General features: G+C 72.0%; 20 protein-coding genes. 12 read left to right on the top strand and 8 right to left on the bottom strand.

All coding sequences use genetic code 11. The features are described from left to right. The first annotated feature begins 123 nt into the window (after positions 1 to 123). Positions 124 to 540 (top strand): hypothetical protein, encoded by a 417-nt coding sequence (locus tag ACIBVN_RS01860; RefSeq protein WP_397131576.1) that lies wholly within the window; start codon positions 124 to 126, stop codon positions 538 to 540. Between the two features lie 139 nt (positions 541 to 679). Here the strand turns inward: ACIBVN_RS01860 and glgC are convergent, their stop codons facing one another. Then, positions 680 to 1,915 carry a glucose-1-phosphate adenylyltransferase gene (glgC, locus tag ACIBVN_RS01865; RefSeq protein ID WP_349454855.1) on the bottom strand — a complete coding sequence of 412 codons (1,236 nt, stop codon included), beginning with the start codon at positions 1,913 to 1,915 and terminating at the stop codon, positions 680 to 682. A 207-nt stretch (positions 1,916 to 2,122) separates the two neighbouring features. Here glgC and glgA point away from each other — a divergent pair, with 207 nt between their 5' ends. Next, a complete protein-coding gene (glgA, locus tag ACIBVN_RS01870; protein WP_397131578.1) occupies positions 2,123 to 3,295 on the top strand; it encodes a glycogen synthase in 1,173 nt (390 codons plus the stop codon). A 60-nt stretch (positions 3,296 to 3,355) separates the two neighbouring features. Here the strand turns inward: glgA and ACIBVN_RS01875 are convergent, their stop codons facing one another. Continuing rightward, the gene (locus ACIBVN_RS01875) at positions 3,356 to 4,357 is read right to left on the bottom strand and encodes a TrmB family transcriptional regulator (RefSeq protein ID WP_397131580.1); all 1,002 of its coding nucleotides are present in this window, start codon (positions 4,355 to 4,357) and stop codon (positions 3,356 to 3,358) included. 91 nt (positions 4,358 to 4,448) lie between these two features. Here ACIBVN_RS01875 and ACIBVN_RS01880 point away from each other — a divergent pair, with 91 nt between their 5' ends. Next, positions 4,449 to 7,784 (top strand): S8 family serine peptidase, encoded by a 3,336-nt coding sequence (locus ACIBVN_RS01880; RefSeq protein WP_397131582.1) that lies wholly within the window; start codon positions 4,449 to 4,451, stop codon positions 7,782 to 7,784. A 48-nt stretch (positions 7,785 to 7,832) separates the two neighbouring features. On the opposite strand, the gene ACIBVN_RS01885 is transcribed toward ACIBVN_RS01880, so the two are convergent. Next, complete coding sequence (locus ACIBVN_RS01885) at positions 7,833 to 8,237, bottom strand: nitroreductase family deazaflavin-dependent oxidoreductase (RefSeq protein ID WP_397131584.1); 405 nt, start codon at positions 8,235 to 8,237, stop codon at positions 7,833 to 7,835. 515 nt (positions 8,238 to 8,752) lie between these two features. Here ACIBVN_RS01885 and ACIBVN_RS01890 point away from each other — a divergent pair. Next, entirely contained in the window at positions 8,753 to 14,848 is a 6,096-nt protein-coding gene (locus tag ACIBVN_RS01890; RefSeq protein WP_397131586.1) for a CHAT domain-containing protein, read from the top strand. 28 nt (positions 14,849 to 14,876) lie between these two features. Here ACIBVN_RS01890 and ACIBVN_RS01895 read toward each other — a convergent pair whose 3' ends face one another. Continuing rightward, positions 14,877 to 15,542, bottom strand: a complete 666-nt coding sequence (locus ACIBVN_RS01895) for a GntR family transcriptional regulator (protein WP_397131588.1) — start codon at positions 15,540 to 15,542, stop codon at positions 14,877 to 14,879. Between the two features lie 104 nt (positions 15,543 to 15,646). Here ACIBVN_RS01895 and ACIBVN_RS01900 point away from each other — a divergent pair, with 104 nt between their 5' ends. Both ACIBVN_RS01900 and ACIBVN_RS01905 read left to right on the top strand, forming a co-directional pair. Further along, positions 15,647 to 16,975, top strand: coding sequence for an MFS transporter (locus ACIBVN_RS01900; protein WP_397131590.1), 1,329 nt, complete (start codon positions 15,647 to 15,649; stop codon positions 16,973 to 16,975). A 74-nt stretch (positions 16,976 to 17,049) separates the two neighbouring features. Continuing rightward, positions 17,050 to 17,982, top strand: a complete 933-nt coding sequence (locus tag ACIBVN_RS01905; RefSeq protein WP_397131592.1) for an SPFH domain-containing protein — start codon at positions 17,050 to 17,052, stop codon at positions 17,980 to 17,982. Here the strand turns inward: ACIBVN_RS01905 and ACIBVN_RS01910 are convergent. Then, a complete protein-coding gene (locus ACIBVN_RS01910) occupies positions 17,930 to 19,240 on the bottom strand; it encodes an MFS transporter (protein WP_397131594.1) in 1,311 nt (436 codons plus the stop codon). The genes ACIBVN_RS01905 and ACIBVN_RS01910 overlap by 53 nt on opposite strands. Before the next feature lie 280 nt (positions 19,241 to 19,520). Between ACIBVN_RS01910 and ACIBVN_RS01915 the strand changes: the two genes are divergently transcribed. Continuing rightward, a complete protein-coding gene (locus ACIBVN_RS01915) occupies positions 19,521 to 20,288 on the top strand; it encodes a sirohydrochlorin chelatase (protein WP_397131596.1) in 768 nt (255 codons plus the stop codon). 43 nt (positions 20,289 to 20,331) lie between these two features. Next, positions 20,332 to 20,880, top strand: a complete 549-nt coding sequence (locus ACIBVN_RS01920; RefSeq protein ID WP_397131598.1) for a GNAT family N-acetyltransferase — start codon at positions 20,332 to 20,334, stop codon at positions 20,878 to 20,880. On the opposite strand, the gene ACIBVN_RS01925 is transcribed toward ACIBVN_RS01920, so the two are convergent. Continuing rightward, a complete protein-coding gene (locus ACIBVN_RS01925; protein ID WP_397131600.1) occupies positions 20,877 to 21,389 on the bottom strand; it encodes an adenylyl-sulfate kinase in 513 nt (170 codons plus the stop codon). The two genes, ACIBVN_RS01920 and ACIBVN_RS01925, sit on opposite strands and share 4 nt — an antisense overlap. Positions 21,390 to 21,508: 119 nt before the next feature. Between ACIBVN_RS01925 and ACIBVN_RS01930 the strand changes: the two genes are divergently transcribed. Then, entirely contained in the window at positions 21,509 to 21,973 is a 465-nt protein-coding gene (locus ACIBVN_RS01930; RefSeq protein ID WP_397131602.1) for a hypothetical protein, read from the top strand. An 18-nt stretch (positions 21,974 to 21,991) separates the two neighbouring features. On the opposite strand, the gene ACIBVN_RS01935 is transcribed toward ACIBVN_RS01930, so the two are convergent. Continuing rightward, on the bottom strand, positions 21,992 to 22,144 hold the full coding sequence (locus ACIBVN_RS01935; protein WP_397131603.1) for a hypothetical protein: 153 nt from the start codon (positions 22,142 to 22,144) through the stop codon (positions 21,992 to 21,994). 99 nt (positions 22,145 to 22,243) lie between these two features. Here ACIBVN_RS01935 and ACIBVN_RS01940 point away from each other — a divergent pair, with 99 nt between their 5' ends. The 3 genes from ACIBVN_RS01940 (at position 22,244) to ACIBVN_RS01950 (ending at position 24,963) form a co-directional block, all read left to right on the top strand. Beyond that, complete coding sequence (locus tag ACIBVN_RS01940; RefSeq protein ID WP_397131605.1) at positions 22,244 to 23,227, top strand: hypothetical protein; 984 nt, start codon at positions 22,244 to 22,246, stop codon at positions 23,225 to 23,227. A gap of 5 nt (positions 23,228 to 23,232) precedes the next feature. Further along, positions 23,233 to 24,195: a hypothetical protein gene (locus ACIBVN_RS01945; RefSeq protein ID WP_397131607.1), complete on the top strand. Its 963-nt coding sequence runs from the start codon at positions 23,233 to 23,235 to the stop codon at positions 24,193 to 24,195. Between the two features lie 138 nt (positions 24,196 to 24,333). Then, positions 24,334 to 24,963, top strand: a complete 630-nt coding sequence (locus tag ACIBVN_RS01950; RefSeq protein ID WP_397131609.1) for an alpha-ketoglutarate-dependent dioxygenase AlkB — start codon at positions 24,334 to 24,336, stop codon at positions 24,961 to 24,963. Positions 24,964 to 24,965: 2 nt separating this feature from the next. Here ACIBVN_RS01950 and ACIBVN_RS01955 read toward each other — a convergent pair whose 3' ends face one another. Then, a complete protein-coding gene (locus ACIBVN_RS01955) occupies positions 24,966 to 26,024 on the bottom strand; it encodes a WD40/YVTN/BNR-like repeat-containing protein (protein WP_397131611.1) in 1,059 nt (352 codons plus the stop codon). Positions 26,025 to 26,066 lie beyond the last annotated feature (42 nt).

The following is a 26,066-nucleotide window of genomic DNA, read 5'->3' on the forward strand; positions in this document are numbered from 1 at the left end:
GCCATACAGAATGCGGAATGCAGCTCAGACGCACTTCAAGCCCCGTAGCGTGCCGTTGCGGCACGTTACGGGCTTCACTTCCTACAGTAGTCATGTCGTCACTTCATGATTACAGGGGGGATCATGAAAGGTAAGCTCGTAGCAGCAGGTGGTGTGCTGATCACCGGTGCCGCGCTCTTCGGTCTGGCCGGCCCGGCCGGCGCGGAGGCCGGTCCCTGCCAGCTGAGCGCAGCCGACATATCGCACCCGCTGTGGGTCGACGGCTGGGGTGACCGCGCGGGTCTGCGCCGCTCCGGAGCCTGCACCGACCTCGCCGGCACGACCCGCCCGATCACCTACGACGCCGACCTGTTCACCGAGAGCGGCTACGAGAACTGGTACCGCACCGGCTGGGGGCGTGACCCGTACGTCACCTTCGAAAGCGCCCCGATCCGGATCTATCTCGACCGGCATCCCAGCCTGCAGGAGGAGCGCAGCTGGGTCAGCCGGTGGGGCAGCCCTGGGTGGAGTGCCCGCAGCGCCTGGGACGACGGCGGGTAAGCCGGTCCCGCACACGCCACGGGCGATCAGCCCGGTGTGATCCCGGGGCGCACCGACGGTGCGCCCCGGACGCGCATCCGGCCCCCCCTTGTCTCCGATGCTCGCCCGAACGCCCCCCGCGCCGCAGGGCGCCCCGCTGCTAGCGGTCGACGATCTCGTTCTTGCCGATCACCACGACCCCGCCCCTGGTCAGCGCGAACCGGGTGCGGTCGTACTCGAGGTCGAACCCGATCCGGGCCCCGTCCGGGATCACGACGTTCTTGTCGATGATCGCCTTACGGACGACGGCGCCCCGGCCGACCTTGACGTTCTCCATCAGCACGGAGTCCTCCACCAGCGAGTGCGAGTGGAGCACGACCCTGGGCGACAGGATCGACCTGATCGCCGTGCCGCCGGAGACGATCACACCGGGCGAGACCAGCGAGTCGATCGCCCGCCCCACCCGGTCGCCCTCGTTGTGCACGAACTTGGCCGGAGGCAGCGGGTCGTGGCCGGTGAAGATCGGCCACTTGTCGTTGTAGAGGTTGAAGATGGGATGCGCCGAGATGAGGTCCATGTGGGCCTCGTAGTAGGCGTCGAGCGTCCCCACGTCGCGCCAGTAGCCGCGGTCGCGCTCGCTGGAGCCGGGCACGATGTTGTTGGCGAAGTCGTACACGTCGGCGCCGCCCGACTTGACGAGCATCGGGATGATGTTGCCGCCCAGGTCGTGCTTGCTGGTGGGGTCGAGGGCGTCCTCCCGCAGCGCGTCGATCATCGACTGCGTCTTGAACACGTAGTTGCCCATCGACGCGAACACCTCGTCGGGCGAGTCCGCCAGCCCCACCGCGTCCTTCGGCTTCTCCCTGAACGCCACGATCCTGCGCCCCTCAGGATCGGTCTCGATCACCCCGAACTGGTCGGCCAGCGACAGCGGCTGCCTGATCGCCGCCACCGTCACGTCCGCGCCCGAGTCCTCGTGCTGCTCGACCATCTGCCGGGGATCCATCCGGTAGATGTGGTCGGCCCCGAACACGATCACGTGCTCGGGCATCTCGTCGTAGATCAGGTTGAGGTTCTGGAACAGGGCGTCCGCCGAACCCGAGAACCACCGCGGTCCGAGCCGCTGCTGCGCGGGCACCGGGGTCACGTAGTTGCCCAGCATCGCCGACAGCCGCCAGGTCCGCGAGACGTGCCGGTCCAGGCTGTGGTTCTTGTACTGCGTCAGTACGACGATCTTCAGGAAGCCGCCGTTCGCCAGGTTCGACAGCACGAAATCGACGAGCCGGTATATCCCCCCGAACGGCACGGCAGGTTTCGCCCGATCCGCCGTGAGCGGCATGAGCCTCTTGCCCTCTCCACCTGCCAGCACAACCGCGAGCACCCTCCGGGACTTCATGTCCAGGACGCTACCCTCAAATGGCCGATCTATCGACGAAACCCGGCATGGAGAATTTCCTTCGTGTCCAGATTTGGTGCGCAATGCACGATCGGGAGCTCCTGATCTTCGGCTTGTCGATGTGGTCCACGGGATGCGGGCCCTAATAAGCGCGAAACCCGCTGCTTGTGCTGGCCCGCTGAACGCGGGCCACCATAGGGTCGTGTCATGCGTGTTGATCTGCTCAGCCGGGAGTACCCGCCCGAGGTCTACGGCGGGGCCGGGGTGCACATGGAATACCTGGCCAGGGAGTTGCGGAAGCTGGCCGACGTACGCGTGCGCTGCTTCGGAGCCGAGCGCGCCGAGCCCGGCGTCTCGGCCTACCGGACGCCCGGCGGGCTGGCCGGCGCCAACGCCGCGCTGCAGGTGCTCGGCGTGGACCTGGAGATGGCCGCCGCCTGCGAGGGCGCGGACGTCGTTCACTCGCACACCTGGTACGCCAACTTCGCCGGGCATGTGGCCAAGATGCTGCACGGCATCCCCCATGTGATCACCACGCACAGCCTGGAGCCGCTGCGGCCATGGAAGGCCGAGCAGCTCGGCGGCGGCTACACGATCTCGTCGTGGGCCGAGCGGACCGCGCTGGCCGGCGCGGACGCGGTCATCGCGGTGTCGGAGGGCATGCGCCGCGACGTCCTGTCCGCCTACCCGGAGATCCCGCCGGAGAAGGTCAGCGTCATCCACAACGGCATCGACACGGCAGAATACGCCCCCGACTTCGGCAGTGACGTGCTGGACAAGCACGGGGTCGACCCGCGCAGGCCGTACGTCATCTTCGTGGGCCGCATCACCCGGCAGAAGGGCCTGGTCCACCTCCTGCGCGCGGCGCGCTCCTTCGACCCCGAAGCCCAGCTCGTGCTCTGCGCGGGCGCCCCGGACACCCCGGAGATCGCGGCGGATGTCACGGAGCTGGTGCGCGGCCTCGAGCGCGACGGGGTGTTCTGGATCCAGGAGATGCTGCCCAAGCCCGAGGTGATCCAGCTGCTGACGCACGCGACGGTGTTCGTGTGCCCGTCGGTGTACGAGCCCATGGGGATCGTCAACCTGGAGGCGATGGCCTGCGAGACGGCCGTGGTGGCGACGGCCACCGGCGGCATCCCCGAGGTCGTGGCCGACGGGGAGACGGGCCTGCTCGTCCCCATCTCCCAGGGCCCCGACGGCACGCCGCACGACCCCGAGCGGTTCGCCGCCGACCTGGCCGAGCGCGTCAACACGCTGCTGCGCGAGCCGGCCAGGGCGACGGCGCTCGGAGTGGCGGGGCGGGCGCGGGCCGTCGAGCACTTCTCCTGGGAACGCATCGCCCACCGCACGATGGACCTGTACGCGGCACTGCGCCCCTGACCGGCCGGCCCACTGCCCTCCTCCAGGGAGGTCAGCCGAAGCGCGCGGGCGCGGTGGCCGTCACACCAGGCCGCGGCGGCTGGCCTGGGCGCCGGCCTGGAAGCGGGTCTCGGCGTTCAGCTCGTCCAGCAGGTGGCGCAGGCGGCGGCGGAGGCTGCGCGGGCTGGTGCCGAGCTGGCGGGCGATGGCGTCGTCCTTGAGCCCGGCCGCCAGCAGCGCCAGCAGCCGGCGGTCCTCCACCCCCAGCTCCGACGTGTCCTCCCCGGCGGACGACGGCGCGCCGGGCTGCTGCCACAGCTCGGGACGGACCGGCAGCGCCTCCCGCCACAGGCGCTCGAACAGCTCCACCAGCGCCACCACCATGGTGGACCCCGTGATCAGCACTCCGCGCGTGAGCGGCGGCTCCATGTTCATCGGCATGACCGCCCGCCACCGATCGACGATCGCCACCTTGAACGGCAGCTCCGGCAGGATCCGCGCCTCCTCGCCCGCCGTGATCAGCTTGCCCACCTCGTCGAACGCCCCCGCGTGGTCGAAGGCCTCCGGCGTGTAGATGGTCCGGTAGCGCACGCCGGCGCGGAGCAGGCCGGTCTGCAGCGGGTTGTGATAGTCCAGCACGTACGGAGGCCGGTCGAAGGTCAGCACCTCCTCCTTGGCCTCCTGCTGCAGCCGGACGTACCATCGGGCCTGCTCCTCCGGCCCCGCCAGCACCTCGAACTGGCCGCCCTCCTCCGGGTCCTGGCCGACGGTGCGGAAGGCCGCCTCCAGCTCGTCCGCCGTGTCGGTGAGCCGGTCCAGCTCGCTCTGGAGGCCGCGCACCAGCGAGCGGATCGCGGTGCCCGGGTTCGTCGCCGTCCACCGGGGCGAGCGCCCCCACAGGCGGCTGACCAGGCCCTTGGCGCGGAGCCTGGTCAGCGACGACTGGATGCGCCCCGCGCTCTCCCCGCTCCGCCTGACGAGCTCCTGAACGGTGATGCCGGGACAGGCCAGCACCCCGCGGTAGATCCGTTCGTCGAAGGCGCTGATCCCCACGACCTCCAGCGCACGGCCGTCCTCAAGCATGCCCTCGATCTTGGCCACTTCCGGCAGTTGCCGCAATAGGCCACAGAAACCACCTTGTCACCAAATTTAACTGACAACTAGAAACCGGGATGTGCTTCAGCGAAAGACCGCCATTCTGGGCGTGGTGCTGACGGCCGCCGTGGCGGCCGCCACGCCGGCCCAGGCGGCCCCAACCCCCGCCCCATCCGTCAAGGCGACCCCGGGCCCGGCCCAGGCAGAGCCGCCCCAGACGATCACGCTCATCACCGGTGACAAGGTCACCCTCCGCCGGCTCCCCAGCAAGCAGACCCAGCTCGACGTCAAGCCAGGCCCCGGCAGGGAGAAGGTCACCTTCGTGCACCGCCGGGCCAAGGACGGGCTCAGCATCGTCCCCGTCGACGCGATGCCCCTGCTGGCCGCGGGCAGGCTGGACCCCCGGCTGTTCAACGTGACCCGGCTCGCCGCCCTCGGCTACGACGACGCGGCCAGCCCGTCGCTCCCGCTGATCCTGACGTACCCGGACCAGACCGGCGCCGCCACGCTGCGCGCCGCGGGCGGGCGCCCGCTGCCCGCGATCAACGGGGTCGCCAGGAGCGAGCCCCGCACCGGCGCGGGCACGCTATGGAAGAGCCTGACCGGGCAGGCCAGGACGGCGGACGCCGCGCCCGCGAAGATCTGGCTGGACGGCAAGGCCAAGCTCTCCCTCGACGTCAGCGTCCCGCACATCGGCGCGCCCCAGGCCTGGGCGGCAGGCCACACCGGCAAGGACGTGCCCGTCGCGGTGCTCGACAGCGGCTACGACCCGGGCCACCCCGACCTCCAGGGCCTGGTCACCAAGGCCCAGAACTTCACCGAAGAGCCCGACGTACGCGACCTCAACGGCCACGGCACCCACGTCGCCGCCACCATCGCCGGGAGCGGCGCCGCCGCGGGCGGCAAGTACAAGGGTGTCGCGCCCGGCGCCAAGCTGCTGATCGGCAAGGTCTGCCTGCAGAGCGGCTACTGCCCCAACTCGGCCATCATCGAGGCCATGACCTGGGCGGCCGAGAACGGCGCCCGCGTGGCCAACCTCAGCCTCGGAGAGCCAGACTCGCCCGGCGAGGACCCGGTCGAGCAGGCCGTCAACAGCCTGTCGGAGAAGTACGGCACGCTGTTCGTCATCGCGTCGGGCAACGACGGCCCCCAGGCCCTCGGCTCCCCGGGCACCGCGGACCGCGCACTCTCGGTCGGCGCCTCCTACCGTGACAACGACACGGTCGCGCAGTTCAGCAGCACGGGCCCGCGCGAGGGCGACGGCGCGGTCAAGCCCGACCTGATCGCGCCCGGCGTGGACATCGTCGCGGCCAGGGCCGCGGGCACCTCCCTCGGCTTCCCGATCGACGACTCCTACACCGTGCTGAGCGGCACGTCCATGGCCACGCCGCACGTGGCCGGGGCCGCCGCGATCCTCGCGGGGCAGCACCCCGATTGGAAGGCCGGCCAGATCAAGGCCGCGCTGATGGCCTCCACCGCGCCCGCGCAGGAGCTGGGCGCCTACATCCAGGGCTCCGGTCGTGTGGACGTCGCCCGTGCCGTCACCCAGCAGGTCACGGCCGAGCCCGCCACGCTGAGCATGGGAGAGATCGAGCTGCCCGGCTCCGGGCCCAGGGAGAAGACGCTCACCTACCGCAACGACGGCGACGCCGCCGTCCGGCTGGACCTCAGCGTGATCGCCAAGGACGGCGAGGGCGCGACGGTGACGCCGTTCAAGCTGGACGCCACGGCCGTGGAGGTGCCCGCGCACGGCACCGCCCAGGTCAAGGTGACCGCCGAGCCTGGCCCCATCGGCATCTTCAGCGGCACGGTGATCGCCAGGAACGCCGACGTCTCCGTACGCACCGGCATCGGCATGCGCGTCGAGCCGGAGAAGCGCGCGGTCAAGCTGACCTTCACCGGCTCCGACGGCCGGCCCGCCCAGGCGGCTTTCGCCGGAGTGATCGACCTCGACGCCAAGGACCAGCGCAACTACGACATCTCAACCGGCACGCTGGACCTCAGGCTGCCGCGGGGACACCGCTACACCGTCGTCACCCTCCTGCTGGACAGCGACGGCGCCATCGTGATGGCCGCCGACCCCGAGTTCACGCTCGACGCCGACCGCACCGTCGCCGCCGACGCCCGCAGGTCCAAGCCCGTGGACGTGCGTACGGAGGAGCCGACCGCGCGCCTGGCCATCGGCATGCTCGGCATGCTCCAGCTGGTCGAGGGCGAGCAGCCCTTCGGCGTGGACGTGGACCTGGCCGGCATGTGGGGCGCGGACCGCGTCGAAGGCATCAAGGCCATCCCGACGAGCCGCACGGTCAGCAAGAAGTTCGCCTACTACCGGTGGACGCAGTGGGCCAAGCCGAAGGGCGACGGCGGCTACGACGACAGCCCGTACTTCTACCACCTGATGAAGGCCGAACCGCGCATCCCAGCCGACCCCGGCTACCGCCCGCGCCGCCGCGACCTCGCCCAGGTCACCTCGACGTACGCGACGCAGAACGACGTCAAGTTCGGCGAGCACCATGCCCTGCCCGTGCTGTACGGGACGGAGCTGGCGTGGATGCCGTACGGGCACCTGTCCCGCTTCCCGCTCCCGTTCCGCAGGACCGAGTACTACACGCCCGGCGACACCGGCTGGTACCCGTCGTTCATCCAGTACCGCACGCCGCCGGACGGCTGGAACGACACCGACCAGTTCTTCTTCGGCGACACCAAGGTCTACCGCGCCGGCGAGAAGAGCACCGACCGGTGGAACACCGGCGTCTTCGCGGCCGCGCTCGACCCCCGCGGCGACTACAGCTGGCGCGAGGAGAACCTGCTGCAGTTCTCGGCCGGGCTGTTCGAGGACGGCACGCCCGACCGCGTCTCTTACGGCGAGTACACCGCCCCGCAGGCCAAGCTCTACCGCGACGGAAAGGAGATCCTCGCGGCCGACTACCTGATCGGCTCGGTCGAGGTGCCCGCCGAGACCAAGGAGAGCGAGTACCGGCTCACCATGACCGCCGACCGCGATCCGAAGCAGACCAAGCTGTCCACCCGGGTCAGCGCTGAGTGGCGGTTCAGGTCGAAGTCGGCCGAGCCGGGCAAGCGGCAGGTGCTGCCGCTGCTGGCCGTCAAGATCAGCCCCGAGCTGGACGACCGCAACCGGGCCGCAACGGGCCACATGCGCATCCCGCTGAGCATCCAGCGCCAGGCCGGCTCGCCCGCCCTCGGCCTGCGCACGCTCACGCTGGAGATCTCCTTCGACGACGGCCGCACCTGGCTGCCCACGCTGGTGCACCCGTCGGGCAAGAGCGGCTGGTCCGCCGAGACCTGGCACCCGGCGAGCACACGCGGCAAGTTCGCCTCGCTGCGCGTCACGGCCGCCGACCGCGGCGGCAACGGCTTCACCGAGACCGTCATCAGGGCCTTCGAGATCAAGTGAGTCACGGGAGCCCCGCCGCGCGCCGGCGGGGCTCCCTTCATTGAGGCGTCATCTGACGCGCTCCAGGACCACGACCGGGATCTCCCTGTCGGTCTTCTTCTGGTACTCGTCGTAGTCGGGCCAGGTGCGGGTCATCAGCCGCCAGAGCTCCGGCTTCTCCTCCGGCGCGGCCGTGCGGGCGCGGGCCTTGAACTTGTCGCCCATCACCTGCGCCTCCACCTCGGGGTTGGCCAGGATGTTCTTGTACCACTGCGGATGATCCGGATCCCCGCCCTTGGAGGCCACGACCACGTGGTCGTCGCCGTGCTTCTGATAGATGAGCGGCGTCGTGTAGGGCCTGCCTGACTTGCGGCCCTTGGTGGTGAGCAGGAGGACAGTCGTGTTGTTCCACTCGTGTCCTTCGGCGCCGTCGGTCTCCTGGTAACGCCGTACATGTTCCTTGCCGTAGAGCATGGTCCCCGACTACCCATCGCGGGCGTGACCTCACCGTTACGCGCCGAGGCCTGTACGAGAAGTTAACAACCCAGGAGCTGGCCAAGGGAGCTGGCATGTCGATTCCGCCGTGTCGAGGGAGTTGTGACTCCTCCGCTCCCTGATGGGAGCGCTTCTCGCCAGGCCGCTTCGGCAGCGTCGCGAAGGGCAAGCCCTGCCCTGAGAACGTTGATCGCCGCGTTGACGAGCTGGCCCGGACGATCTCGCTGACCATCGACGGGCTCGACGGCCCGTACCCGCTCACCCACCACCGCATCGACCGCGACCACTCCAACGTGGAGAGCGGCCTGGCAGTCGATGGGCGGCGGCGGCAGCGTCACCGTGACCTTCGACCTGCCGATGCCGGGCGTGTCCTTCATCGAGCTGACACCCTAAAGGGGCGACCGCTCGTACCGGCGCACGATACGGTACGGGGCGATGTGGTGGTCAAATGCCCGGTTCTGTACGGGTACGCAAGCCGGTGGGAGCCTGTGCCCATGACCGAACCGGCCGGAGCGCTGGCCGCCCGCATCGAGCGGTTCGAGCAGGCCGCGGATCCCGGCTTGATCTGGGATCCCGAGGCGCTGGCCGAGGCCGAGCAGGCGATGCGCGCGTGCGCCGGCGACCGGTCCGACGCGGTCACCTGGCGGCTCATCGGGATGCTGCACCTGGCCCGCTACCGGCTTGACCAGCGCATCACGCAGGACGCCGCGGTCGCGGGCGCGTTCTTCGCCGCCGTGGCCGTGGCCGACCCCGGGCGCCTTCCCGAGAGGCTGCGCGGCTCGCAGGTCCCCTCCGGCGACTCGGCCGACACGTGGGCGGGGCTGGTGGAAGAGGTGTTCCAGCACGTGGACCCGGCCACGTACCCGCACGTGGGGCTGCTGGTCCACGCGCTGGTGGGGCGGGCCATGGCGGACCCCGCGCCTGAGGTGGCCGACCGGCTCGGGGAGCTGCTGTTACAGGAGTCGGTGCGCTCGCCCGACCCCGCCTGGGCGCCCGGCGCGCTCGCGCTGCTCGGCGGCGGACTGGTGCGGCTGTTCGGGGTGACGGGGGAGCGGGAGCACATCGACGACGCGGTGCACGTGCTGTTCAGGGCGGCGCTGGCCGAGCCGGCCCACGCGGGGGAGCTGGCCACGGCGCTCGGCATGGTGGCGTTCGGCGACGAGGAGCTGGTCAGGGCGTACCTGGTGGCCGCGGGGACGGCGCCGCGCAGCCAGGAACGGTCGCGGGCGCTGCTGGCGCTGGTGGAGCTGGCCCACGCGCGGTCGGCGGGGTCGTACGCCGACCGCGATCTGCTGGCCTTCATCAGGGTGGGGCAGTGCGCGCTGGACTTCTGGCACGACCAGTGGGCGCATCCCGGCGTGCTGGCTCCGTACGCGGCGGGACTGGTCGAGTGGTTCGTCGTCACGGGGGACGAGCGCTCGTTCGAGGCCGGAGCCGAGATGCTGGAGGCCCTCCATGTGACGCCCGGCGAGACGGCGCCGGGGCTCGGGACCGACCCGGTCGTCCGGCTCGGCCTGCTGGGCGAGCGCCGGTGGAAGCGGTACGGCGTCACCGGCGAACCGGCCGACCTGGACAGCGCCATCGAGGTCATGCGCGAGGCGACGGGGCTCGCGCCGAGCGGGCACCCCGACCGCGCCAGACTGCTCGCCGACCTGGCGAACTTGCTGCTCGAGCGGGCCGTCGTGACCAGGGGAGAGCCCGCCGAGCCGGTCGCGGCCGCCCGCGCCGCGCTCGCGGCCCACGGCGATCGGGATCCGGCCAGGGCCAGGGTGCTGCTGATGCTCGGCCGGGCGCTCCACCTCGAGCTCAGCGTCGGCAACGCCGACGAGGCCGTCGCGGTGCTGCGTGAGGCGCTGGCGGCCGGTGAGGGGCCGGCGTTCCGCGCGGAGGCGTACGAGCTGGTCGCGGAAGTGCTGCGGTGGCGGGCCGCGCGGACGGGGCGGATGGAGGACCTGCACGAAGCGGTGGACGCCGCCCGCCAGGGCCTCGAGCTGGCCGTGAAGACCTCCCGCGACCAGGCGCCCGCGCAGCGGGTGCTGTGCCGGGCGCTGCTGGCGCGCTTCTCCGCCCTGGGCGACGTGCGTGACCTGGATGAGGTGCTCTCGCTCGCCAGGGGCGGGGACCCCGAGCTGCTGTCCCGGCTCGGCGCGGTGCTCGACGGCCCGCTGCCGCCGGACCCGCAGCTCGCCCAGTCCGCCACCTCGCTGGCGCTCGCCCTGCCGGATCTCCCGGATGGTGACGTGGCGGTCAAGCTGCTGCGTTACGCCGGGCGGCAGGCCGACTCGCCGGGCGAGTTCCTGCTGGAGGCGGGGCAGCGGCTGAGCGAGCTCGGGCGGCGGCGCACGGCCTGCGTCGTGCTCGGGCATGCCGCGGAGGCGTTCGGCGCGGGCTCCAGGATGGCGTACGCGCTGTCCGAACAGGGGCTCGTCCACCAGGAACTGGGCGAGCTCGACCTGGCCCTGGAGTCCTTCGAGCGATCGGCGGCCGCCTACCGCTCACTGGGCGCGGCCGGGTCCGAGGCGCTCCAGCTCGGGCACATGGGCTTGGTCCTCCGCCAGGCGGGCGACCCGGCCCGCGCCCTCGAACACCACCAGCGGGCCATCGCCCTGTGCGAGAGCGCCGGGCTCGCCGCGGAGGAGGCGGACCAGCAGGGACACGCGGCCGAGGCCTGCCTGGCCGCCGGCGACCCCGCAGGCTCCGTCGCCTGCGCGGCCAGGGCCCGCGAGCTGTATCTCGAGCTCGGCGAGGCGCGGCAGGCGGCCATGGTGCTCGCCCCCGCCGCGAGGGCGGCCCTCGACCAGGACGACCTCACTTCCGCGGGGGAGCTCATCGCCGCGTGCGCCATCGAGCTGGAGGCCGCCGGGGCGTGGGAGGAGGCCTGCAGGACGCTCGACGCGCAGGCCGTCCTGCTGGCCGGGCGCGGCCACCCCGGCCAGGCCGCGGCCTGCGAGGCCCGGCTCGTGGAGATCGTGCGGCGCAGGGGGGAGCGGCGCGAGCCCGCCGACGAGTGGTACCGCATCGCGCGCCGCCGCCGCGACTGCGGCGACGCCGACGGCGCGAGGACGGCGTTTCAGCTGGCCGAACGCGAGTACGAAGTCCTCGGCCACTACGACGGGGCCGCCTCGGTGCGCTACAACATGGCCGTGCTCGCGTACGCGGAGGGGGAGACGGAGCGGGCGCTGGAGGAGTTCGGGGCGGCGGGGCAGGGGTTCGCCCGGCTGCGTGCATCCGCCAAGGAGGCTTCCGCGCTGACCATGCGCGCCTCCTGCCTGACCACGCTCGACCGCTTCGACGACGCGCTGGCCGACCTCGACCGCGCGCTGGAGCTGGCCGCCGCCGAGGGCGACCCGGAGACCCTGCTCATCGCCACGCTGGGACGGGCCGCGCTGGACGTGCGGCTCGGCTCGTGGCAGGAGGCCGGGGAACGGCTGAACTCGGCGCTGGGGCTGGCCGCCGGGGATCCGCTCAAGGAGGCCGTCGTACACGACCGGCTGGCGGCGCTGGCCGCCCTCAGCGGTGAGCTCGGGGCGCAGGTGGAGGCGCTGGAGCGGGCGGTGGCCGGCTTCCGCGCGAGCGGCCGGCCGGGGCTGGCGGCGCTCACCTCGATCAAGCTCGGCTTCGCCCTGGAGGAACGCGGCGAGTTCCGCCGCGCCCGAGCGGCCCTCGAAGACGGCCTCACCGGCCTCGCCCCGCCCCTCGCCGACCTCGACCCGGCCGAGCACGGCGGCTTGGCGGAGCAGGGCGCCCCGGCCCAGAGCGGTGGCGCTGTCGTGAGCGGCGGTCCCGCTGGGTACAGCGGCTTGGGGGAGTCGGGCGGCTCCTTCGAGCTCATCGCGGCCATGGGCGGCGGGCTGGACGCGGAGCTGCTGTCGCGGCTGGCGAGCATCCAGCTCACTCTCGGGGACGTCACCCGCGGCCACGCGTCCTTGGCCGAGGCGATCAGGGCGGGCGGCGCCCAGGCGGAGCGGCTGGAGACCTGGCTCCGCATCGAGGAGGCAGAGGCCGCCGGCGACCTGGAGGGCGCCCGTGCCCTCGCCGAGCGGGCCCTGAACACCCGCCCCGTCGTCTCAGAGCTGGGCGCGGACGGCCGCCCCACCGCCTCCGGGCACCGTTCGTTCCTGCTGGCCAAGCTCTCCGCCTTCTGCCGCGCGCTGGGAGATCCGGAGGCGGCCCACGCGTACGCCGCCCGCGGCTACGCGCTACGCGGCCACCTCGCCATCAGCCACCTGCGCAACCTCGGCGCGGCGGCCGCCGGGCTGGGCCGCCTGGATGAGGCCGCCGAGCACCTCACCCAGGCGGTCGCCCTGGCCCGCGACTCCGACACCGTGCTCCCCGCCGATCTCGTGCAGGCCCTCGACCTGCTCGGCCGCGTCCGCACCGACCAGGCCCGCTGGGAGGAGGCCGCCCGCGCCTTCGACGAGGGCCTGGAGCTGCTGACCTCGCCGATCTGGCGCCCGTTGCGGTCATCCTTGCTGGCCGGGCGGGCCGCCGTACACCTGAAGCTGGGCGAGCTCGCGGAGGCCGAGGCCCTGTATCAGGAGGCCATCTCGATCGGGGAGGAACTGGGCGGCCGGGGGAACCTCGCGGACGCCTACGCCGACCTCAGCCTGGTCTGCACGCTGCGGGGCGCGGTGGAGCAGGCGACTGCCTTCGCCGGAAGGGCCCTGGACCTCGAACGCGCCGGCGGCCGGACCCGCGGCGTGGTCCTGGCCCTCATCATGCGTGCTCGCCTCGAGGAGTCCGCCCAGGCCGGGGTCTGGCTGGCGGAAGCCGCGGCGCTGGCTCAGGAGATCACCTTCTGGCCCGGGACAGCCCTCGCCCTGAGCCGCCTCGGCGCGCTCGACGTGGCCGCCGCGTCGTACGCCCGCGCCCACTGGCGGCTGACCGAGGCCGTCGAGCTGCTCGAGGAGCTCGGCCACGACGTGGAGCTGGGCATCGCCCTGCACAATCGATCGCTCGCAGCGGAGGAACTGGGGGACCTGCCGGGCGCGCTCGCCGACGCGGAACGCGCCCGCGAGCTGGGCCACGTCTCCGACCGGGTCATCGGGCTCGCCGTCCGGCTGGGGCACGGGATGACGGCTTGGAGGCACGTGGAGCAGGCCAAGTCCAGCACGCTGGCCGCCCAGCTCGGCCTCGGGCATGCGCCCGGCACGGCGGATCAGGGCGAGCACCGGCTGGACGCTTCGCAGCCGCGCGACGAGCCCGGGGCCGGGGCGGCGCCGCGCGCCGACGAGCACCGTCCCGTGACCGCCGACCCCGAAGATCAGTGCTGGCCCGCGCCCAGCAGCGTGCCGGGCGATCAGCGCTGGTCCGCGTCCAGCGGCGTGCCGGGCGATCAGCGTTGGCCCGCGCCCAGCAGCGTGCCCGGCGAGCTGCTGGAGGCCGAGCGGCGCGGGCTCGGCACCGTGCGGACGCTCATGTCGGCCGCTCGCAACACCCGTGACCCGGCGGAGGCCGCGGCGCTCATCCAGCGAGCCCGTGCCGCGCGGGCCGACGTCGAGGCGTTGTGGCGGCGCATGGAGCACCTCGCCCCCGACTACGTCGCGCTGCGCCGGGGCGCCCCGCCCGCCCGGCGCCAACTCGACGCCCTCGTCGCCCCCGGCCAGGCCGGGGGAGCGGTCGCACTGGCCGGCTTTCACGTCGGCGAGGAGAGCGTGACGGTGCTCGCCCACCGCACCGGCTGGCCCGAGCCGCGCGCCTTCCCCACCACCGTCGGCCACGGCCTGCTGGCTGACTTCACCGCCACCATCGACGGGCGGCGGCCGGGCCTGCTGGACATCGAGGCGCGCCGCCACCGTGCCGCCCTGTGGCGCCGCCTCGCCGACCTCCTCCTCGCGGACGCGCTCGACGCGCTCGGCGACGGCCTGGACCACCTCTACCTGGTCCCGCACGCCGAGTTCCGTCGAGTCCCGATCCACGCCCTGGCCCCGAACGGCCGCCCGCTCCTCGAACGCTTCCCCGTGACGTACGGCCCCTCCGTCGCCGCCCTGGCCGGCCTCGCACAGCGGGCGCCCTCGGCCGCGACCCGGTCACTGGTGATCGGCTACACCGCGGAGCCCGAGAGCCGGGCCGCGCTCGAAGCCGAGCCCGAGAGCCGGGCCGCGCTCGAGGCGGCGGCGCAGGACGTCGCCGCGCTGCTCGGCACCCAGCCCCTGACCGGCCCGGCGGCCACGGCGACCGCACTCCCCGGCACCTGGGACGTGGCGCACCTGTCGTGCCGCGCCGTGTCCGACGCCCGCGACCCGTTCGGCTCCGGCATCAGGCTCGCCGACGGCCTCCTGACCGCCAGGCAGCTCATGAGCATGACCGTGGACGCCAGGCTCGTCGTCCTCACCGCCATCGAGCGCGGGGTCGCGAGCGGAGCGGGCCTGGCCCACGCGCTCCTGCACGCGGGCGCCAGGTCGGTGCTCCTCCCGCTGTGGCCGGTCTCCGCCGAGGTCACCAGGGCCCTGATGCGCGACTTCCACACCAGGCTGCGCTCCGGCACGGCCCCGGCACAGGCGCTGCGCGAGGCCGTGCTGGAACTACGCGACCTCTACGGCCCCGCCGAGCCCGACCTGTGGGCCCCCTACGTCCTGGTGGGCCTCTGAGCGAGCACCTCGGCCGGCCGTCCCGGCGTTACGGCGCGTACGCGGCGATGAGCAGCCGTTCGGCGTGGTCGAGGTAGTCGTCCAGGTACGCGGCGGCCTTCTCCGGCTGTCCCGACTCGATGAGGCCGAGCAGCGTGCGGTTGCGGTCGACGAACGGCTCGTGGAACGCCCGCGGATTCTCCATCACGTGGAAGACCAGCCGCAGCTCGGCCAGCAGCTGACGCATGGCCTCGTCGATCCTGGGACTGCCGTTCAGCGAGACGAGCGCCTGGTGGAAGCGGATGTTGGCGGTGCCGACGCCCTGCCAGTCGTCCTGCGCGGCGGCCCGCTCGGCGTCGAGCACGGCCTCCTTGATCACGGCCAGCGCCTCCGGGGCGGGGCCGAGGCGCACCGCGGCCCCTTCGAGCACGCGGCGCACGCGGTAGAGGTCGGAGACGTCCTCGGCGGACGGGAGCCGGACGAACACGCCCCTGTTGAGCTTGTGGTCGAGCAGCCGCTCGTGGCCGAGCAGCCGGAACGCCTCGCGCAGCGTGTTGCGTGACACGCCGAGACCCTCCGAGATCGACTCCTCCGACAGCCGCTGCCCGGGGCGGAAGAAGCCCTCGCTGATGCGGTCGCGCAGGATGTCGGCCACCCGCTCCGCGGTGCTGCTGCGGCCCAGCCGGGGGCGGTCCTGGGAGAGATCTGCAACCACGTTGTCCACATTCGACAGCGAATCATGGAGCAAAACTCTTGTCGAATTGTTCAACGATTCTTATGTTGAAGAGAACCCCCTAGACCAAATCGAGGAGCGATCGAATGACAGGCTCCGCGCAACAGACCCGGCGGGTGATCCTCGCCAGCCTGATCGGCACGTCGCTGGAGTGGTACGACTTCTTCCTCTACACCACGGCCGCGACCCTGGTCTTCCCCAAGCTGTTCTTCCCGTCGCTCGACCCGTTCAACGCGACGCTGGCATCACTGACCACCAACGCCGTGGCGTTCGTCGCCCGGCCGCTCGGCGGCATCGTGTTCGGCCACTTCGGCGACCGGGTGGGCCGCAAGACCGTGCTGGTGGTGACGCTGCTGGTAATGGGCGTCTCGACGTTCCTCATCGGCGTGCTGCCCGGCTACGCGAGCATCGGCGTGGTGGCGCCGATCCTGCTGGCGTTGCTCAGGTTCGTGCAGGGCCTGGGGCTCGGCGGAGAGTGGGGCGGCGCGGTGATCATGTCGCTCGAGCACGGCGACGGGCGGCGGCGCGGCTTCAACGCCAGCTGGCCGCAGGTCGGCGTGCCCGCGGGGTACGTGCTGGCCACCGGGCTGCTCACGGTGCTGTCGTTCACGCTCTCCGACGCGGCGTTCCTGTCGTGGGGCTGGCGGGTGCCGTTCCTGCTGTCGGGCCTGCTGGTGTTCGTCGGTCTGTGGGTGCGGCTGAAGATCACCGAGTCGCCGCTGTTCGCCGAGGTCGAGGAGCGGGGCGCCAAGGCGGAGATGCCGCTGCTCGAGGTGCTGCGTACGCACCCGCGGGCCCTGCTGTCGGCCTTCACCGCGCGGATCGGGGCGGACGTGGCCTTCTACACCTTCACCGCGTACATCATCGTCTACCTCACCGCCGTGCTGAAACTGCCGCGCTCGTACGCCCTGAACGCGGTGCTGATCGGGTCGGCGCTGCAACTCGTGCTGATCCCGCTGTCCGGCGCGCTGTCGGACCGGTTCGGGCGGCGGCCGGTCTACTTCGCGGGCGTGGTGGGCGCGGCGGTGTGGGTGTTCGCGTTCTTCCCGCTGCTCGACACCAGGTCGTTCCCGCTGATCGCGCTGGCCGCCGTGGTGGCGCTGGTCACCCATGCCGCGATGTACGGGCCGCAGGCGGCGTTCATCGCCGAGCTGTTCAGCACGCGCCTGCGTTACAGCGGCGCCTCCATGGGCTACCAGGTGGCCGGCATCGTGGGCGGGGCGCTGGCCCCGATCATCGCGCTCAAGCTGTTCGAGGCGTACGCGTCCACGGTCGCGGTGTCGATCTACGTGGTCGTCGCCCTGGCGGTCACGGCCCTCGGCCTGGCCATCGCCCCTGAGACCCGCGACCTCGACCTCTCCGAGACGCCCCAGGCCAAGGCCTCCCTGCCCGGCCAGGTGGGACCGTTCGCCTGAAACGCATCTTCCCCTGAAACGCCGCGAAAGCCGCGGGCGGCGGCTGCCGGCGCCGCCCGCGCGGAAGGGTCCGGATGAGAATCGCCCTGATCGTCGTCGCCGCGCTCATCGCCATCCCCCTGCTCCTCGGGGGCGTGGGGGGCCTGGAGAGCACGGGCGGCGGCGAGGTGGCCGTCATCCGCGACGGCGGACCCCTCGACGACAACAAGGTGCGCCAGGTGATCGACCCCGGCGCCGGCCTGACCTGGACCGGGATGTGGTCGTCTGCCCACCCCTACCCGGCGCAGCAGCGCTTCTACACGATCACCGCCGACGCCAAGCGCGCCACGGCCCTCGGCGTGGACGTGGTGACGGTGCCGAGCAGCGACGGCGTGAACCTCGGCATCGAGGGCACCCTCTACTTCACGCTCAACCTGGACCACGAGACGCTGAAGACGTTCGACGACAAGTATGGCACCCGTACCTTCCGCGCCCAGGACGACCGCGCGCTCTACCCGTGGGACGGTGACGAGGGCTGGTCCGCCTTCTTCGGCCAGGCCGTCCGCCCCGTGATCGACAACGCGCTGCGCGGCCAGATCGGCGCCATGCGCTGCGCGGAGCTGGTGCCATCCTGCTCGCTGCTGGAGAGCTCCGCGCTCAAGCCTCGCGACAGCAACGCCAACATCGTCAAGGTCCAGGACGCGGTGAACGCCTCGCTGGCCCGCGACCTGCCGGTGACGTTGGGCGGCCAGTTCTTCACCGGGCTGCGCTTCACGCTGGTCAAGGTGACGCTGCCGGGCGAGGTGCAGCAGGCCGTGGACCGCTCGCTGGCCGCCTCGGCGGCCGTCTCCGAGGCCCAGGCGAAGGTCGCCCAGGCCAAGGCGGAGGCGGACGCGAACCGGGCCAGGCAGGACGGCTACGACAAGTGCCCCGCCTGCGCCGAGATCGAGAAGCTCAAGTCGCTGCCGCAGGGCATCACGGTGTACGCCCCGGGAAACCCGCAGTCGGTCGTGGTGCCGTCGCGTTAGACCACCTGCCCCTGAAGGCGGCCATCGAGATCAGGAACACGACCTGGCCGGCGAGCGCCACGGTCAGCCACGTCTGCCAGCCGCCGGCCCCCACCACGACCGGGGAGACCACCAGCATGGTCACGATCATGACGCGGACGACCATGCCCCAGATGCCCAGCGCGGAGCCCTGCAGGCGGGAGTCGACGTCCTCGGCGTCCTCGGAGAAGCCGGCCATCCAGGGCACGTACGCGATGCCCATGAACAGGTAGAGCAGCGCGAACACGACCGTGACCTGCGCCGCCGGCACGCCCGGGCCGACGATGGCGATGAAGTACGCCAGCGCCGCGACCGTCAGGACCGTGCCGGCGGCGGTGAACGGCTTGCGCAGCTGGATCCGGTCGGAGATCCGGCCGACGACCACCACCGCCAGGGCGTTGAGCACGATGCCCAGCGCGACGACGCGGTTGGCCGCGGCCGCGTCCATGCCGAACGAGCTGGTCAGGATGGTCTGGCCGAAGATGGCGAACGTCCAGTAGAGCACCTGCCAGCCGGTGTTGCCGAAGACGTGCGCCCACAGGTGAGGGTGCCTGAACAGTTCCCGCAACCGGCCGTGCCCGGCATGCCCCTCGACCTGTACGGCCTGCTCGGCCTGGAGCACCTGCGCCCGCAGCGCCGCCGACGGCTCGGCGATGTGCCAGATGATGATCGCGCACATCGCCAGCGACACGGCGCCCATGATGATCGCCTGCGACTGCCACGCGTTGCCGAACAGCGGCAGCGTGACCCCCGCGATGAACGAGGCCAGGAACGACGCCCCGACCGGCCCCCATGTCCAGAACGCGAACGCCTGCGCCCGTCCCATCCGCGGCGAGAAGTCCCGCACCAGCGAGGCGGTGATCGTGATGCCCGCGCCCTCGATGAACAGCATCAGGCAGCGGATCCAGAACAGCCCCGCCACGGTGTCCACGGTGGCGAGCAGGAAGTTGCAGGCGGCGGTGATGGTCAGGGTCGGCACCAGGATCGTGACCCGGCCCCACCGGTCGGACAGGATGCCGCCGAACCCGGCCGAGATCCCGGCGATCAGCACCGACAGTGCCGCGATCCGCCCGTACTCGGTGAGCGACATGCCGAGGTCGTCCATGAGCAGGGGCAGGATGGTGGCGAGGGTGGTCTCGAAGTTGGCCACCAGGCTCGCCAGCACCGCTATCGCCAGCAGGAAGATCCGGCGGCCGCCGACCGGGTAGACACTGAGCTCGCGGACATAGAACGGCTTCATTCCCATCCTCCGGCGGACGGTCCTCGGACTGTGTCGGCGGGGGCGCGCCCCACGGGGTCGGGGGTGCGCGCCCTCTCCACTCCCCAAAGGGACCGCAACCCCGCTCGGCGGGAGGTCGTTCTAGAACGCGTTTCTAGTTGCTTCAGGGTTTCCGTTTTGTACGGATAAGTCAACGTTTTGAGGGATCACGATGTGATCTCGTTCACACTGCCTGCGTTGTGACGGAATCGCCATCTATTCCCGGAACAACATCCACCGAATAGGCATAAACTGCGCGCCTGTGAGCCTGCCTGTACGTGAACGTTCCCCCCGGCCGGGCGGCGGTCGCCACCGCCGTCCCGTGCCCACGTCCCTGCCGCCGGACGCCCCCGTGCTCGTGCTCGCCACCCCAGGCGACACGGCCGGCGTGGCCCAGGAGATCGCGGCCGTCGTACGCGTCGACAACCCGCAGATCGAGGTGCGGCTGACGAGCGTGACCGACCTGGCGGACTCCCTGCCCACCGGCCGCGACGCCGTCATCGTGCCCCTGCTCACCTGGGACGACCCCGTGGTCATGGCCGAGATCGGCAAGGCCGTGGCGGCCACCGGCTCCGGCGCCGCCGTCACCGAGGCGCTCGGCCCGCACCCGCTGCTGGCCGAGGCCCTGCACATCAAGCTCGCCGAGCGCGGTCTGGCCAGGGCCGACCGCGTACGCCTGCTGAACGTCTCCAGCCCCGTGGACGCCGTCATCCTCGCCACGGTCGGCGGGGACCGCGCGGTGCTCGCCGTGCAGGCCACGGCGGTGCTGCTGGCCTCCCGGCTCACGCTGCCCGTCGTCGCGGCCTCCCTCGACAGCGAGCCGGGCGTCGGCGTCGCGGCCCAGCGGCTGCGTGCGGCGGGCGCCGAGCGGCTGGCCATCGCGCCCTGCATGATCGGCCACGAGGCCCCCGCGGGCATCGTCGAGCAGGCCGCCAGGGCGATCAACGCCGGGCACGCCGAGCCGCTCGGCTCCCACAGCGCCGTCGCCGAACTTGTCGCGCGAGCTTACGGTAGTCAACTTGCCACTTGACCAGGGGTTGTGAAGATCGCGGGACTCGCTGTACGGTCGGCGAATGCGGCGGGTGGTGTACGACAGCGAGCGGCTCGGCCTGCGTGAAGTCACGGAGGCCGACGTGCCGGCCCTGCACGCCGTCTACGGCGATTCCGCGGCCACGCAGCACATGCCGTTCGGGCCGCGCAGCATGGCCGAGGTGGCGCAGCTCGTCGACCAGGCCATGGCGGCGGCCACGGCGGAGCCGCGCCTGCTCTACGTGCTGGCCGTGGTCGACGCGGCCCACCGCGACGTGATCGGGGTGGCCCGCCTGCGCATCGAGGCCGAACACTCCCACAGCGCGGAGATCGGCTTCGGTCTCCATCCTCACCAGTGGGGGCGCGGGATCGGCACCGACCTCGTGCGGTTACTGCTGTCGTTCGGGTTCAAGAAGCTCGGGCTGCACCGCGTCTGGGGCGCCCGGTCCCCGGACAACCTCCCTGCCCAGCTGTCCATGCTGACCGCCGGGATGGTGGAGGAGGGCCGGATCCGGCACCACGTGCACACGCCGCACGGCTGGCGCGACTCGATCGTGCACTCGGCCCTGGAAGACGAGTGGATCGAACGTTAGACCCGCCACCCCTTGATCGCCTCTTCCGCGACCTGCTTCAGGGCTTTCGTCCCGTCCACCGTGAAGTCCTCGACCTTGGCCGCGTCGAGGATGTCCGCCAATTCCCCGGCTCTGTCGAGGTGCCAGTCAAGTCCCTGAGGGTCGTGCACGTGCCGGCCCCGTAGCCGCCGGTGGGTCTCCGCGAGCGGGACACGGATCCGGCACACGGTGAGCGGGACGCCGAGCACCTCCTCGTGACGTGCGCGCTCGTCGCGGTGCTCGATGACTCCGGCCAGCACCAGCCGCTCCGCTCCGGCGTCGAGGAAGTTCGCCGCCACGGCGCGGAGATTGCGCATGGTCAGCGCGCTGTTGAAGGGGTCGCCCGGCGGCGCGGGCCAGGCGCGGCGGAGCCAGTCGAGGTCGATGACCGCGTAGGGGATGCCCTCGCCGGCCAGCACGTCGCCGACGGCGTCGGCCACGGACGTCTTCCCCACGCCGACAGTGCCGGTGATCAGGAGTGCGGCTGCCATTCCCGCGATCTTACCGGCCCAGGATTCCCGCAGTCGTGGCGCGTCCGAAGCGGGGCGCGGGAGTGGCGTGGGCCGTGATTGTCGGTCGGGCGTCCTACGATGTGGCACCTCACGGAGGGATGAGTCCAATGCTCGACGCGCTGATCGTGCCCCTGTTCGTCACCACGGACCTGCCGCTCGAGGCGGAGCTGGCCGAGTTCGGGGAGTTGCTCGCCGAGGCCGCGCGCGTGCTCGGCCACGAGGGCGCCGGCTACGACGCGTTCCTGGCGGGCAAGGTGTTCTGGCTGGACCGCCCCGTGCTGCCGGAGCAGCGCCCGGCGGCCGAGGTGGAGCTGCGCTTCGCGGGGATGCTGGGCTACCTCGCCGCCTCCGGCCCCGGTCACACCTCCCGCGACGTGGTCTGCGACGTGCGCCAGGCCATCGGCGAGGCCGTGGCGGGCCGCTACGGCGACGTGGGGGTCGCCCCGGCGGTGTTCGCGATCCGCGACCAGGACGTCCGCGAGCGCACCCCGGAGTCGGCCCTCTACATCGACACCCGCGACGCCACACCGGAGCTGGTGACCGCGGCCAGGTCATACCTGTAGCCAGGCGGGCCCCCTCCCTCAGCGGCGGCGGAAGACAACAGGATTGTCGCGATCGCGCGTCGGTGAGCTCGCATCCTCGGGCCCCGCGATCGTGCCCACCGCCAGGACGTCGTCGGGGCCGTTCTGCCGGATGTCCGCGAGCGAGCCGCCCGGCACGGCGGGGACGGTCATCCGCTCCACCCCACGCCTCCCGGTCGAACGTGGCCGATCTGTGACCAACCGCGTACATCAGGTGGAGGTCTAAACGGGGTGAGCGAAAGGATCCCGACCATGAGGCACCCCTCAGCGATCGCGGCGCTGCTGGCGTCGGCGGTCATCGGCGGGCTGGGGCTCACACCCGGCACCGCCCAGGCCCAGGCAGGCACACCGGCGGCCCGCGCCGCGTGGATCAAGTCCTGCCACGACAAGAAGGACGACATCGACTATCCCTGCGGGCAGTGGAAGCTGATCATGCGGGACGGCAGGCAGGTCGTGGTGCGCGACGCGGCCGGCACCGAGATCGACGCCAAGGACGAGACGGCCGCGTTCGCGATCAGCGCCGACGGCCGCGTGCTGGCCTACCAGCGCGCCCGCGACCACCGCCTGGTCGTCCAGCCGGTCGCCGGCGGCCCGGCCAAGCTGCTGCCGAAGTCGGTGGTGCCCGAGGGCGCCGGTGAAATCAGCGTCATGCTGTCCCCCAAGGGCGACAAGGTGATGATCGACTACGGGGACGAGCCGCTGCGCCGGCCCGTCAAGGTGATCACCGTCGCGACCGGCCAGACCGCGACGCTGCCGCTCGGGGACTCCATGCTCGGATTCAGCGGCGACGGCGACGAGGTGCTGACCAGCCGCGACCTGAGCGACAACACCACGCGGCTGACCGCGTACCGGCTCGGCGGCGGCTCGATCAAGCGGACGCCGCCCCAGGTCGTCCACGGCGCGGAGGCCCTCGCCCTGGCCCCTGACGGCCGGACGCTGGCCGCGTTCATCGCGGGCAACCCCGGCAAGAAGAAGCCGCCCAGGGTGCGGACCTACAACCTGGAGAGCGGCGAGCTGTCCGCGGGCGCCGACCTGCCGCTCGAGCCCGACGCGGTGACGGTGGCCGCGTGGTGGAGCCCCGGCGACCGGCTCCACGCGACCGTGATGCGCGGCGACGACGGGAAGACGGCGGTGGTACGGGTGCTCACCGTCGATCCACAGTCCGGCAACGCCACGCAGACCGACAGATACACGATCAGCAAGACCAGGTACGAGCACGTAGAGGCGGGGGAGTGAACGACATGAGAGCAAGGATCCTCACGGTCCTCGTGGCCGCCGCACTGGCCGCGGCCCCCGGCGTCGCGTACGCGGATCCGCACGCGCATCAGGGGCACGACAGCATCAGGTACGCCTCCATCAAGAAGTGCACGTCCAAGACCCAGACGGACAGGCCGTGCGGCGACTGGCGGCTCGTCATGCACAGCGGCAAGAAGAGCGTGCTGCCTGACGCCCAGGGGGTCGCGCTCGACGCGAAGGGCAAGAAGCTCCCCTACTCCCCGGCGCCCATCGCGGTCAGCGGGAACGGCCGGCGGGTCGCATACTTCTCCAAGACCGGCAGGCTGGCCGTGCGGACGCTCGGCGGCGGCGTCAAGCTGTTCGCCGAGAACGCGCTGCCCCGCGTGGCCCAGAACGAGGTGACCCTGCTCCTGTCCGACGACGGCGGCAGGCTCGCGGCGCTCATCGGGGGCGAGAAGCCCGCGAGCACGCGCGTGTTCGACACCGCCACCGGCGCCCGGCTCGGCACCGTGCCGGCCGACCGGTCGCTGCTGGGCTTCAGCTTCGACGGGGACGAGCTCCTCACCAGCGTCGACGGCGACGAGCCCGTCACCGAACTGGCGGTCTACACCGACACCGGCGATGAGGTCGTACGCGTCGCGCCGCCGCAGGTCGTCGTGTCGAACGCGCCGCAGGCGCTGTCCGCCGACGGCCGCACGGTCGCGAACGTCGTGCAGGGCGCCAAGCCGGAGCTCGTCCTGTACGACCTGCGGACCGACCAGGTCACCGCCCGCAAGAAGATCAAGCTCCCGGACGCGGACATCCACATGATCGACTGGACGGGGGACACCCAGGTGACCCTCCACATGCTGTCCGGCGGCGACAAGATCACGATCGTCCAGATCGACACCGAGACGGGCAAGGTCAAGGTCAGGGACAAGTACACACTGCTGAAGGACACGTTCGTCTTCGCCGCGTGCGGCGGCTGACGTCCCTTCTGCTGCCGGTACGGCGGGGCCGGGGGAGCCTCGCCGTACCGGCATCCACTTGGAGTCGGTGTCGCACGGACCGGGCCAACCGGGTTGGCGATCGAATGCATGTTTGAACTGTGTCGTAGACTCGGCACCATGACAGCCCCGTTCCAAGCGTCTCTGCTCGGCCTCGACGAGGAGCTCGGGGTCGGGCCGCTCGGCGCCACGGTCCGCAGGACGCACCTCGACCACGGCGCCTGGATAGACCTGCGGCTGGGCTGGCTCTCGGGCGCGGACACGCTGTTCGAGCGGCTGGCCGAGACGGTGCCGTGGCGGGCGGAGCGGCGGCACATGTACGACCGGGTGGTGGACGTGCCGCGGCTGCTGAAGTTCTACGACGAGGGCGAGACGCTGCCCGACCCGGTGCTCGAGGACTGCAGGCGGGCGCTCAACGAGCATTACGAGGAGGAGCTGGGTGAGCCGTTCCGCACGGCCGGGCTCTGCTTCTACCGCGACGGCCGCGACAGCGTGGCCTGGCACGGCGACACGATCGGGCGGGGCAGCACCGAGGACACCATGGTGGCGATCGTCTCGGTCGGCGATCCCCGCCCGCTCCTGCTCCGGCCGCGGGGCGGGGGGCCGTCCGTCCGGCATGATCTGGGGCACGGGGATCTGATCGTGATGGGCGGGAGTTGCCAGCGCACGTGGGAGCACGCGATCCCGAAGACGGCCCGCCCCACGGGGCCGCGCATCAGCATCCAGTTCCGGCCCCGCGGCGTCCGCTGAGGCTACTTGAGTGTGAGGCGTGCGACGCGGCCTGCTTCGCCAGAGGCCCAGCAGGACAGGTCGCGGGTGCACGACACCGTGTCGAACGAGCCGCTGTCGAAGGTCTCCCAGCTGCGCCCGCCCGACCACGTGACGTCGCTGCCCGAGGGCCCCACCGCGATGGCCGCGAACGGCAAATGCGGGAGCCAGGCGACTCCCGACCGGTACGCGGGAGGCGGCGTGGTGGCCGGTTGCCAGGTGGTGCCGCCGTCCCCGCTCACCGCGCCCGCGCTGGGGGAGGCCTGCTCGGGCCGGTAGTCGCCGCCGACCGCGATGCCGTGGTGGCGGTCGCGGAAGGCCAGGCCGAAGACGCCGCGCGCCGGGTCGCCGGCGGGGATCGGCGTGTCGGTGACCGTCCAGGTACGCCCGCGGTCGCCCGAGTGGAACACCCGCGACCGCTCCGCCCCGCCGCTGGCCAGCCAGGCGTCCCGCCCGCCCGCCGTGACCAGGCACTGACCGCTCGCCGCGAAGCCCGCCTCACCCGGCAGCGCTTCCGGCATCCCGTCGGCGGGCAGCACCTGCCAGCTCCGCCCGCCGTCGTCCGTCGCCAGGAGGCGGAACCTGCCGTCCACGGGGTCGCTCATGGCCAGCCCGTGCCGCCGGTCGAAGAAGGCCAGGCAGTCGTAGAACGCCTTCGGCTCGTCGTTCCTGAACGTCTCCGCCCACGTACGCCCCCCGTCCTCGGTCCGGTAGACGCGCGAGTCCGTACCCTCGCCGATGGACAGCGCGACGGCCCGGCGCGCGTCGAACGCCTCGATGTCGCGGAACTGGAGCGCGGCGGTGCCGGGCGGTGAGACGTTCTGCCAGCTGCGCCCGCCGTCCACGGTCCGCAGCACGGTGCCGCCCGAGCCCGAGGCCCACGCCACGTCCCGGCTGACCGGCGACAGGCCGCGCAGGCGCGCGGTCACCCCGGTCTCCTTGAGCTCCCAGCCGAGCCTGGGCGTCCCGGCGTGGGCGGGGAGGGCGGTGGCGAGTACGACGGCCGCCGCTGACAGCGCACCCAACGCGAATCGAAGCTTCATGTCGGGCAAACTAGCCCAAAGGATCAACACCGTCCATGGGAC

Source organism: Nonomuraea sp. NPDC049400, from assembly GCF_044466425.1.
Lineage (GTDB): Bacteria > Actinomycetota > Actinomycetes > Streptosporangiales > Streptosporangiaceae > Nonomuraea.